Raw genomic sequence first — 12,535 nt, forward strand, 5'->3', positions numbered from 1 at the left:
ATAATTATTCACCGTAAGGTGCTCCTCTCTTTGGCTTAGTTGGTTGTCATAAACCCTATTCTACCAAAGGTCAGAGCACTTTTTTATTGTTTTTTTATAGATTGGCTTCGAAATCTAGGATTATAATTCTGAGTTTAAAAGAGAGGAGAGTATTATTATGCTTTTAGAAGTAAAAATCAAAGCAGATCTTCACCTTGGACATGTTATAAAGATTACAATAAATAACGAGACAGGAGAAGTGAGATTTACGCAAAGTAAGGAATTGCTTTGGGAAACAAACTACCAACCATTTAACCTTGTACCCTATCATTTTATGATGGAACATCCATTCGAGTTGAACCTCCTGAAAGACTTGAATAAAGTTTTGCTTGATACTGGAGTATTATATGGTTGTGTTCTAAATTACTCAAAAGATATAGGCTATGTGTATGTTACTTTCCACAGTAATCCTATTATCTTACACAATCTTGCAAAAATCACTTTGGAGGCAAGACAAGAAATTTTAGATAAGATTGAACAATCTTGGAAAAATAAGAAACATAAACCTGAATTATATTCTTTTGTAAGGCACATCTATCCAAATTGTTACTGTGGTAAAGTTCTTGATCCTGATTTAAACCAAAGGTGTCAAGATTGTACTGGTTATATCTGTACATGTGGAAAGTGCCATTGTACAGAAGGAAAGAGTTTTATGCATGATTCATTTAGGGGTAATCCATGATCAGTGCTGAATCAAATTTGTTTTGTATATTTTAAAAAATAGTTTTTTATTAATTTAAGACTGCTGACCTATCCTACAGCAGTCTTTTTCTATACTTAAAATTTAGATGGTTCATTTGACGAATAAGAAGATTTAAGCACGTTACTTTATCTATGTATAAATTTATCTTAATTACTTGACAAAAATTAATAAAAGGTAAATAATATTGGTAGATAATGGTTTGGAGGGTGATGGAGTGAATAAGGTAGTAGAAAAATGTATGCTTACGAGTGAACAAAGATCCTTAATAGTAAAAGGAATTCAAAGAGGAATTAAAGATTATCAAGAACTTATCTCAGCAATGCCAGTAACAATCACAAGAAAGTATGCACCTCATTTATTATATGACATGGTAAATGAAAGTGTATCGAAAATGATAGAGGAAAATCCTCATACACAAATGAAGGTTACCCCACGAAGAGCAGGATTTCACCCATATATAGTAATTCAAGATACAATAAGGAATATTTTCATACTTGTATCCAAACTACCTCAAAAAAAGTTTATACCTGCACAATGTAATTATAGAGGGGAGTATGCATCTTCAAATGCAGTACGACTAACCGATATGGGAATGACTTATGATGAAATTTATGGTGATACCCCTTTTCAGGAGTCTCTTCCTTTGGGTATAGAAAACCAGCCGTTTGGGATTATTGTTACTTATGATAGTAAAACAGAGACCTACTATGAAGGGGCATTAAGACCAGATCAAGAGGACTGGATTTACAAAGACGATATTTCAGATTCAATTAATATAGACACTAAAGTTCTTGTGCCACTCAACAACTACCAACTATCAGATATTCCAACACCGTTGAAAACACCATCAGAAGAAGATATTGTAGTTAAGCTAAAAGGAAAGACTACATCTTAGAGAAACTTTTTTAGTTAGGGGCAGTAAAAATGAGCGTAAAACAGGATGCAATTATTAATCCGAAGAGACTAAGAGAGGCTCGATTAATAAGAGGGCTTACCATAAAAGACCTTGCCGATATAATTGGGATATCAAAACAAGCTATTTCACAATTTGAACTCGGAGAACATATGCCGAAACAAGAAACTATGATGGCTTTAATTAATACTTTAGGGTTCCCAAAAAGTTACTTTTATAAAGACTATAAAGAACAATATGTTGGAAATACCTTCTTTCGAGCAAATGCTACTGCTACGAAGAAAAATAAAGAGATGCAGTATAATAAGTCTCTATTAGCTGGATATATCTACAGTTATTTAGCTGATTTAATAGAATTTCCAGATCTAAACTTACCAGATGTGTCCCAATTAAACGCAAATTGGAATGATAGTGATACTATAGAAGAATTGGCTAAAAAGGTAAGAGAACATTGGGGAATAGGTGAGAATCCTATTGCTAACATTGTACACCTGTTAGAACGAAATGGAATCATGGTATTTTCAGTTGATACTGATACGCAAAAAGTAGATGCATTTTGTCAACATCGGTCTGGTAGACCTTTTATTTTTCTTGGAAATGACAAGCAATCGGCTTTTAGAAGACAGTTTGATGGCGGACATGAGTTAGGTCATATCCTTATGCATGAAGACATAGATAATCAAGATACCCTTAGTAGAGAAGAAATAAAGGCAATGGAGCATCAAGCGAATCGTTTTGCATCAGCATTATTACTACCCGCAGAAGCATTCGCCAGAACAGTAACATCTACATCATTATTACACTTCATAGAGTTAAAAAAATATTGGCAGGTTTCAATGGGGGCTATGATTTATCGTAGTAGAGAATTAAACTTAATTGACGAAAGTAGATATACCTCATTACAAAAACAAATGTCCATGAAAAAAATGAGGACAAAGGAACCTTTAGATGATGTATTTCCTTTACAGGAACCTGTTGTGTTAAAAAAGAGCATCCTAATGCTACTTGAACACGATGTGAAAAATGAGTTACAACTTATTCAGGAAATGGGTGTGCCACAAGAGTTTATCGAAATGTTATGCAATCTCTCGAAAGGTACTCTAAATTACAAAGAGTCTGAGCCGACTATTAAATTAGTTAAAAGGTAACTACTATAAAAACCCTCTTTACGTAAGAGGGTTTTTAGGATGTTTTACGAAAAAATTTCTTCTTCATATATTGCTTATTAAGATGCATTGAAAGGAAAGAAAATTTATGGATAATCACGATGCTATATACTTATTAATTATTTTTGCAATCGTTACATTAATTGCTGATTTTATTACATATTACTTAGAGTCAAAGCAAAAGAAAAAAAGACAGAGAATCTTATCGAAAATGAAAAGGTTAAATATGATTCGAGAACCTATAGATTCCAAATTGATAAATCTAACTTTTGCTGAATTTGTGTATTACGAAAAGTATGAGAAAAGTTCGGTAGCAAGCCTTGCGTATAGTTTAGGAGATGGGCATGATGATGAAATTGATCACTTTGGTTTTAAACTGGATTATTATTGGTTCTGCAAAGAAGATTTAAGGAGTTACCAAAGAGAGATAATAGGATTATGGAGTGAATATTTTCATTTGTTTAATAATAATTCATGTGAAGTTGACCAACTTAGAAAATATCTTAATCAACTAAGTTCATTAACTTATAATTCAGGTTTAGAACAAGGTAAAAAAGAGAAGATTGATACTGAATTTTTAAGAATCCTTGAAGACTATTATGCAAGGCTACTGAGAGAAAACGACTTTTACATTGCCATTACAAAAATACTTGAGTGGTATTATTACAGAACTGATTATTATTATGACATTATGGGGATTGGAACAACAGAATCGGAATTATATGTACTTGAACAGATTTATAACAATTATGAAAAGGAATTAGAAAAATTAAAAAATGATTCCCCTCCAACATTTTTATCATACACAGGAGTTGTTTATCATTTTTATAAAAACCTTCCCAAAATTACAGATAGAAACTATGACCATTTTTATAGGTATTTTATGCTTAGCCGAATAGCGGTATTAAGAAATATCGGGGAATATGAAAAAATGAGTGATAGTATATATATGTTTTATAAGGGTCAAAAGAAAAAGCTGAAAAGCTGGAAATTGTTTTGGGATCATATATTGGATTATGGAACGGGTTATGGAGAGAAACCAACAAGGCTACTATTTATCTTTTTATTTTTGTATGTACTTTTTTTCTTTGTATTTTATCCCTATCCTAATAGTCCAATAAAATTAACTGGAATAGATTTAGAGAATAATAACATATTCGAGAATGCTATAGATGTAATATATTTCAATTCAACAACAATGCTTTCAAACTTATATGGTAATGTGAGTCCAGCAAATTGGCAAGCTCGCTTAATTGTTATAGTGCAACAAGTAGCTGGATTCATAATAACAGGTAGTTTTATTGCACTATTCTTACGGAAACTGTTTAGACATTAGGGTCAGCCATTTTAAATTATAATAGAATTTTACATATTGTGAAAAATTCTAATTATTGTTTGAAGACTATATCTGGAAAATAATTATTGTAAATTAATTATGATTAATAAATATCTTAATACTTAACCTTAAACCTTTTTTCTACTATGTAACTAACCAATAATTCCAACCGAAAACACAATAAACCTTTCCGATTTCTCCTTCGAGTGAGAAAAAAGATTTCGTAAAAAAGCGTGAGAAAAGCAGGGCTATCCCTTACGGGATAAGCCTTTCTTCTTATTGTGGTCTCGGAAAACTTTATTATCATTCGAGAAAAAGTGTGAAAAAAAGCGTGAAAAAAGAGCGGGGAAAAGTGAGAAAAAGCTAAGAAAAGGGTTAAAAAGCGGGAGTTATGCGAAAACTTTATTATAACAGCGAACGAAGGAATGCGGGTTTGGAGCGGGTGAATTCGGTAGGGAATTTTAGCGATGTACAGAAATAGTAAGTAGCTCATTCTAAGTTTACTTAGGATGAGCTTTTTTTTTGTTACCTTTCTGTGAAGAATGCCACGACATTGTAAATTTCAAAGAATCTGAAATGAAAAAGGTGAAAAATATAAAAGGGAGGGAAATTACTTATATAGCGAAGGAAGCATACTGTGAAGTGTGTGGTTCAGCTGTATTTGTTCCAGAAATACATGATCATAACCTAAAAGTAATAAATGAAGGTTATAGACAATTAGAGGATCTCATAACTAATGAAGAGATTAACCATTTAGTTGAATTTTTTAAAATAGGTAAAAGGCCCTTATCATTAGCCTTAGGTTGGGGAGAGGGAACTCTAACCAGATATTTGAATGGAGACATTCCGACTAAACAATATTCCCAAATAATGCGAAGTATACTAAATGAACCTCTTTTAATGGAAGGCTTTTTAAAAGCGAATAAGGAAAAAATTACAGAAAGTGCATATAAAAATTGTGAAAAAGCAATTGAAGAATTTAAAAAATCTACTGTCTTCCCTTTTACTCAGCAAAGGAAGATCGACCATGTGATCCAATATTTATTATATAAATGTGAGGAGATCACTCCACTTGCGCTTCAGAAACTTTTATATTTTTCACAGGGATTTAATAAAGCTATAAATAATGCGTTTCTAATTGAAGATGATTGTGAAGCCTGGATTCATGGGCCAGTATATAGAAATGTCTATGAAATATATAAAGAATATGGATATAATCCCATTGAAGAAAAGCAGCATGAATATAAATATAGTTTATTATCTGAATCTGAGAAGGAATTATTGGATACAATCGTGAATAACTTTGGGTGCTATAGTGGGAAACTTTTAGAAAAAATGACTCATATTGAACCTCCTTGGAAGGTTACCAGGATTGGATTAATGGAAAAAGAGGCTTCTAACCGTATTATTGATAAACAATTAATTGAAAACTATTTTAACGATATAAAAGAAAAGTATAAGATGCTAAATGTCTCTGATGTAAAGGATTACAGTGAAGACCTATTTAATAAGATTCATTCTTAAAACCTTAACTAATGTTAAGAGTATTAGGTGCCAGGAACTCTCCAATTATTTGGATAGCGCCTGGCACTTTTTCTAATAGAAGATATATGTATATTGACTAAGACAATATTTGCTGATAAACTAAGTTTATTGACTGAGACAATTACTTAGGAAGTGGTTTTTTGATTGGACTTGAATATATCTTAAATTTATATAATATGCAGCATTTGATGTTAGCTGAAACACTAGGAATAAAGAAGCAAAACATCAATCTTTGGATTAAACAAAAGCAGAATATTCCTAAGAAATACCTTCCTGTCCTCTCTGAGTTATTTAGAATAGAAGAAGACTACTTCATGAAGGAACTAAGCGAAGTAGAGAAATTAGAGATTCAGAAGGAAAAACTAAAACAAGACCTCACGTCAGTTGTTAAAAACTACGATCAACAATTTATCATTGGAAATGTAAATGATATAGTAGAAGTACCAGTATATGACAAAGAAGAAATGAACAAGATTGAGAGAACGATCGAAAAAGCAAAGCTTGTAGCCAGATTCAAGAAAGTAATAGAAATAGCAGATGAACTACCTAATATTGATACTTTCAAACTAGTTATTGAGCTTTTGGAGAAATCGCAGCATGAAATTATCTTACATAAAACAGTAGAAGCGTTAGCTCATTATTTAGAGGTTTTGCCTGATTGGGTGTCTACTGGACCTGAACAAGATGAATTCGAGAGTGAACTATTTGAAGTGTTAGACGACAATAATTTTTAGCATTGGAGACGATCATGATGGCAACAGCAAATATCGGTTTTGAAGAAACACTATGGAAAGCAGCAGATAAACTAAGAGGAAGCATGGACTCTGGGGAATATAAGCACGTCGTTCTCGTACTCATCTTCTTAAAATATATCTCAGATAAATTCGATACAAAGTATGAAGAGCTACTTGAAGAAGGCGATAGTTTTGAAGAAGATCGTGATGAATATGCACATGAGAACATCTTTTGTTTACCAAAAGAAGCAAGATGGGGATTCGTCAAAGACCATGCAAAGGATGCGAAAATTGGCCAATATATCGACGATGCAATGATTGAAATTGGAGGGACAAGGGGACAGGTACGATGTCCCAATATATTGGGTCACGGTACCTGTCCCCTTGTCCTATTATTGAGATGAAACCTAAGAGAGTGGTGTATGTTTCCTGTAATCCAGCTACGTTAGCACGTGATCTACGAATTTTAGAAGACGGGGGTTTCCGTAAGGTTGAGGTGCAGCCCGTGGACATGTTCCCTCATACTGTGCACGTTGAAAGTGTAGCTTTACTGGTTTTGAAATAATAGTTCTATTAGTGCAGTTACCACTTGATAATAATGCAAAAGTAGGTTTATTTTTATCAGGGGTTGAGCTAGAAAGTCAATATTGAACTAATTCTAAGACTGGTGATCTATATTATATTTAGTTAAGCAAGCAATACAAATATGCATAAAAACCTTGATTGGCTACTTGCCTTTCAAGGTTTTTTAATGGGGATCTTAGTGCTGAAGAACCTGCTTTTGTGTAGTAAATAATCTCACTTAATTCCTGATTGATAAAAGTCGTTTGTAATTGAACAACCATAAAATTCGTTTGGTTTATTTGGATAGTTTCGAATTTATCTAGGTACACTAGGCACTAATGTAGTATTAACAGAAAATTGAAGTTATAATGAAAGATAAAAAGTCTATCGGTACGTGCCAAGCAAAACACCTGGAGGGGATCGTTTTGAAATCTGGTGAAAGATGTAGAATTCTAATTGTGGATGATGAGCAATTAATTAGGCAAGGGATTAAACACTATTTGCAATGGGAGCAAGAAGGTTTTCAAATTGTCGGAGAAGCATCGAATGGTCAAGAGGCTCTTGAATTAATCGAGTTAACAAATCCACATATTGTTTTAACAGATATTGTGATGCCCATAATGGACGGTGAAGAATTAACACGGATTGTGAAAAGCAAGTATCCACACATTGAAATCATCATATTAAGTAGTTTCGGAGAGTTTGAATATGTGAGATCGACATTCCAAAGTGGCGCAGTGGATTATATTCTAAAACCGAAACTCGATGCTGAAACATTACTTAAGGTGTTAACAACTGCAGCAAATAGAATACCTTCCTTGCAATCAACTAATGAGCAAGCTAGTCTTCCGATTAATATGGGTCATATAATTGGACAATTTGTATCAGGATATGACGTTAACTATGATGTTGACTTAATCTCACGGACTTTTCCTTATGATGCATTCCGCTTAGTAGCTGTGGATGCGAGACACCTTCCAATCATTGATGCAAAAGTAATAGATTCTTTAGGTAAGAGAATGGACACCTTGTTTGATACTCATTTGGAGTTGGAGGATTTAGTCTTACAACGTTTTAAAATTGAGGACAATGTAAGCGTATTCCTTGTCAATGGAGAAGCCGACCAACTAGCGAAATGTTATAGTCTGGCTCATGAATTAATAAAACTGGACCATCATCTTGCGGTGCTTTTGTGTGATGATTTTTTAAGTTTTTCTCAAATAGGCATTAAATACAATGATGTGATTAAGAAAATGTTGGAATATCGTTTTTATCACCCACAGTCTAAAATCGTGACAGAACAGAATCTATCAATTGATGAACCATTACTTGCTTCCTTTAATTTGGACAAGTTTACAAATGATTTTAAACATAAACGTTTTGACTCAGCCTTCAGTTATTTAGAGGATCATATAAATGCTTTATCAAAATCTAGTAGAATGGATATTTTTGAATATAAATCTTTTTTTGGCAATGTTATTTTTAATATAACCATTCTGTTAAGCAATCTTGATTATGACGTTAAGAAATTAGAGAATGAGAGATTCACTCTTTTCAATTCAATCGACCTCGCTAAGACGACAATTGATGTTGTGGAACAATTGCATCGCTTTATAGATAAAGCACAGCAGATTATTTTAACGAGGAAAAATCATACAGGACATTCTAACTTCCAATTGATGCTTGATTATATTGAAGAGAATTATGCTAAACCGTTAAACTTGACGGGAGTGGCGAACCATTTTCATTTTAATCCTTCCTACTTATCTAGTTATTTTGCATCACATAACAAAGGTGGATTCAATGAATATTTGAATAAAATTCGTATTGAAGAAGCATCAAAGCTTTTAATGAATAGTTCTATTCGTATATCTGAAATATGCGAGATGGTAGGTTATTCTGATCATAGTTACTTTTGCAAGGTCTTTAAAAAGTTAAAAGGATTATCTCCTAGCCAATATAAAAGAAAACAAAAACTGAAATAAGCGGTGTGATTATAGAATGAATAGTTTTCAAAATCATTTTAAGCATAATGGTTTGTTCGCGATTATGTTTCTTATAAGTGTGATAAGTATTATTACTGTTTCAATCATTATTACATGGACAACATTTCGTATGTCTGAGAATTTTTTTATTGATAAGTTCAGCATTACAAATGCTAAAGTCATGAATCAAATTAAAGATAGTTTTGAATCATATAATTACTCTATTATTCTCGCATCCAACAACATGTTACAAAGTGGAACGATTAAGAGAATCATGACTGAGGAACAAACAAATGCGCAAAAAATGCGATCCTATTATCAATTGAGTGAGCAAATGAAACGAACAAAATCAAATGTGAATGCATATGAGACGGAAATAATTGTTACCGGTTTTAATGGAATGAGCTATGCTTCAAATCGTACATACTGGCCTATTTCTGATGAAGAGTTAAAGGTACATGTCATTACTGGAAATTCATTAACAGAGCCTAAACGGTTGATTTATCAATACGACCATCGGAATCAATTAACAGAAACGGCTGGAGATGCCGGGTTTATTGTAGCTTCCAAAGCATTAATGGAAAGGATTTCAGGGAGTATTTACGGAATGATGTATTTTGCTATTCAAGAGAGTGAGTTCAGAAAGTTTTATAGCAGTTATACGAGTGTGGGTAACAATGTCTTCATCCTCAACCAAAAAGGCACCATTGTTTCAAGTAATCAAGTGGAATTAATTGGGGAAGACGCTGAGGATCTTTTGCGCTATGCAAAAGAAAATGAGAAAACGGATGATAACTATATTATTGAAAACTTCATGGGTACAGAGCAAATCATTTTTATGGAATATATTCCTTCCCTTGATATCTATCTCTTCAATCTAATAGATAAAAAATCGGCAATTGGTGATTTAATTAATAAAAAGCAAATTGTCTTGATTTGTATATGCATAGTCGTTGTGGCACTTATTATTGTGTTTCTGATTTCTAGACGAATGACAAATTCATTATCTACGTTAGTGAAGCAAATTTCGGATGCCTCAAAATATAATTTCGATCAATATGTCTTGGTAACTGGCACTTATGAGACTAGGCAAATCAGTAAAGCGTTTAATTCGATGCTTGACGAGCTACATGATTATTTAGAGAAACTTGTTCTTTCTCATAAACAAAAACGAAATGCAGAACTTGCAGCGCTGCAACAGCAAATCAATCCACATTTTCTATACAATACACTTACTTCTATTAAGTTTATGGTTCAACAAGGTGGGAAGGGAGAGGCAGAAGAAACAATCAATTCCTTGATCTCTTTGTTACAGAATACAATTGGAAATGTTAGTGAAACCATTTCCGTTGAACAAGAAATAAACAACTTGAAAGACTACGTTTTAATTAACCAAAAAAGGTACGGTGACAGAATCAAGGTAAATTATTTACTTGCCCCGGATTGCTTACAGGAGCAAATTCCTAAACTTATCTTACAACCCTTTATTGAAAATTCTTTTTTCCATGGATTTAATCATAAAACGTCTGGGTTTATCAATGTCATGGTTTGGAAGGAAAAAGGAACATTGATATGTGAAGTAATGGATAATGGCGATGGAATGGAGATAACATCTAGTAAACTTCCAAAAACAAAACGTAAGCACCAGCATTTTACCGGAATTGGTGTTAGAAATGTGAATGAAAGAATTCAAATTTTGTACGGGAACCAATACAGTGTAACCATTCATAGTGAATTAGGTAAAGGAACTAAGGTGAAAATTATTATCCCGATCAGTGAATGATAAAGAAATTACAAGTATCTAAAGAAATTACAACCCATGTTTTTTGTAAGCGGATACATTTTACAAAGAAATCACAATTTTATAAAAATATCGTCCTAAAGAAATGCTGAATATAGATGCTAACATAGTAGATGTAGGGAGATAGTGCTTACAAAACACAATATATGGGGGTATTTTATGAAAAAGCTACTCGTACTAATGATGGCTTGCATGCTAATTTTGGCTGCATGTTCTTCTGGATCTAAAGAGACAGTAGGATCAGATTCAAATGGATCATCAGGGTCAAAAGAAATTACAATATGGGCATGGGACCCTAACTTTAATATTAAAGCCATGAATCTAGCAAAAGAAGCTTATCAAGCTGAAAATCCAGATTTAGAAATTAAGATTATAGAAAATGCTCAAGCAGATATTATCCAAAAATTAAATACAAGTTTAAGCTCTGGGACTACAAAGGGATTACCAAATATTGTGTTAATTGAAGACTACAGAGCACAAAGTTTCCTTCAAGCTTATCCGGATTCTTTCCATGAAATTACAGGATCTTTTAACCCTGAAGACTTTGCTTCATATAAAATTGCACCAACCAGCTTAGATGGTAAAAACTATGGTTTACCATTCGATACAGGCGTAACAGGTTTATATGTGAGAACGGATTATTTAAAAGAAGCAGGATTCACACTTGCTGACTTAGAAGGTATTGACTGGAATGAATATATTGAAATTGGAAAGAAAGTAAAAGAAGTAACTGGAAAGCAAATGTTGTCACTTGATCCAAATGATCAAGGTCTAATTCGTGTGATGATCCAATCTAGTGGTTCTTGGTACTTGAAAGAAGATGGAGTCACACCATTTATTGCTGGTAATGAAGCGCTTAAGAAGTCTTTTGAAATGTATAAAGCATTGTTAGACTCTGATATTGTGAAGCCAATCTCTGATTGGAGTCAATTTTTAGCAGGATTTAATAGCGGAGAAGTAGCATCTGTTCCAACTGGAAACTGGATTACTCCTTCAATTAAGGCAGAAGCATCACAATCAGGTAAATGGGCGGTTGTACCACACCCTAAACTTCCAGGTGTGGATAATTCAGTCAATTACTCTAACTTAGGTGGAAGCTCGTGGTATGTCCTTGATGTTGATGGAAAAGAGGAAGCAACAGATTTCTTAGCCAAAACATACGGTTCAAACGTTGATTTCTATCAAGATTTAGTAACAGAGATTGGAGCAATTGGAACGTACATTCCTGCAGCAGATGGAGAAGCATACAAAGCAGCTGATGAGTTCTTTGCAGGTCAAAAAATTATCTTTGATTTCTCAGAATGGGTAAAGGAAATTCCACAAGTCAATTATGGTCTGCATACGTATGCGATTGACGATATTTTGATTGTTGAGATGCAAAACTACCTTAACGGTAAGGATCTAGATAAAGTATTAGAAGATGCTCAACAACAAGCGGAAGCACAACTTCAATAATGGACTTTCCTACCAATCTTCGCATCTATTTTGCATTTTTCATAAACTTTGTTGCTATTTACAAAAGAGTAGAGTGGTTGATTGCAGCTCCAGGATGCACCATTCCCCGGGGCGGGCTTTGAGCCTCCTCAGCGCAAGGAACGGAAGGCTATTTTCACTATCGTGAAAAAGCCTAGGTCTCACCTGTCCCGCTGCTCTTAGCAAGGAGTCTCGCACCTTCCGCTTCAATCAACTCATAAGGTTTGCTTTCACAAAACCTTGTGAATACAACAATCTTTTAGAAATCTGCCATTT

At 33.5% G+C, this 12,535-nt stretch carries 9 protein-coding genes and 2 pseudogenes; all 11 read left to right on the forward strand.

Features of this window, described 5'->3' with window-relative positions:
* Window positions 1-157: 157 nt before the first annotated feature.
* The 11 genes and pseudogenes from ACOI1C_RS18120 to ACOI1C_RS18170 all read left to right on the forward strand — a co-directional run bounded on the left by ACOI1C_RS18120 (window position 158) and on the right by ACOI1C_RS18170 (window position 12,241).
* Window positions 158-721: a hypothetical protein gene (locus ACOI1C_RS18120; RefSeq protein ID WP_422512001.1), complete on the forward strand. Its 564-nt coding sequence runs from the start codon at window positions 158-160 to the stop codon at window positions 719-721.
* Window positions 722-956: 235 nt separating this feature from the next.
* A complete protein-coding gene (locus ACOI1C_RS18125; RefSeq protein ID WP_422512002.1) occupies window positions 957-1,637 on the forward strand; it encodes a hypothetical protein in 681 nt (226 codons plus the stop codon).
* Window positions 1,638-1,666: 29 nt separating this feature from the next.
* Window positions 1,667-2,803, forward strand: a complete 1,137-nt coding sequence (locus tag ACOI1C_RS18130) for an XRE family transcriptional regulator (protein WP_422512003.1) — start codon at window positions 1,667-1,669, stop codon at window positions 2,801-2,803.
* Between the two features lie 106 nt (window positions 2,804-2,909).
* Window positions 2,910-4,157: an ion channel gene (locus tag ACOI1C_RS18135; protein WP_422512004.1), complete on the forward strand. Its 1,248-nt coding sequence runs from the start codon at window positions 2,910-2,912 to the stop codon at window positions 4,155-4,157.
* 576 nt (window positions 4,158-4,733) lie between these two features.
* A complete protein-coding gene (locus ACOI1C_RS18140; protein ID WP_422512005.1) occupies window positions 4,734-5,681 on the forward strand; it encodes a type II toxin-antitoxin system antitoxin SocA domain-containing protein in 948 nt (315 codons plus the stop codon).
* Window positions 5,682-5,842: 161 nt separating this feature from the next.
* Entirely contained in the window at window positions 5,843-6,436 is a 594-nt protein-coding gene (locus ACOI1C_RS18145; protein WP_422512006.1) for a transcriptional regulator, read from the forward strand.
* A gap of 17 nt (window positions 6,437-6,453) precedes the next feature.
* Window positions 6,454-6,762, forward strand: a pseudogene (locus ACOI1C_RS18150) (type I restriction-modification system subunit M N-terminal domain-containing protein); the annotation flags it as partial.
* A 65-nt stretch (window positions 6,763-6,827) separates the two neighbouring features.
* A pseudogene (locus ACOI1C_RS18155) lies at window positions 6,828-7,001 on the forward strand (23S rRNA (uracil(1939)-C(5))-methyltransferase RlmD); the annotation flags it as partial.
* Window positions 7,002-7,425: 424 nt separating this feature from the next.
* Window positions 7,426-8,985 (forward strand): response regulator transcription factor, encoded by a 1,560-nt coding sequence (locus tag ACOI1C_RS18160; RefSeq protein WP_422512007.1) that lies wholly within the window; start codon window positions 7,426-7,428, stop codon window positions 8,983-8,985.
* A gap of 16 nt (window positions 8,986-9,001) precedes the next feature.
* Window positions 9,002-10,768, forward strand: a complete 1,767-nt coding sequence (locus ACOI1C_RS18165; protein ID WP_422512008.1) for a sensor histidine kinase — start codon at window positions 9,002-9,004, stop codon at window positions 10,766-10,768.
* 177 nt (window positions 10,769-10,945) lie between these two features.
* Window positions 10,946-12,241 carry an ABC transporter substrate-binding protein gene (locus ACOI1C_RS18170; RefSeq protein WP_422512009.1) on the forward strand — a complete coding sequence of 432 codons (1,296 nt, stop codon included), beginning with the start codon at window positions 10,946-10,948 and terminating at the stop codon, window positions 12,239-12,241.
* The last annotated feature ends 294 nt before the right edge of the window (window positions 12,242-12,535 follow it).

The sequence above is a fragment of the Bacillus sp. DJP31 genome, from assembly GCF_049310945.1.
Taxonomy (GTDB): Bacteria; Bacillota; Bacilli; order Bacillales; family SA4; genus Bacillus_BS.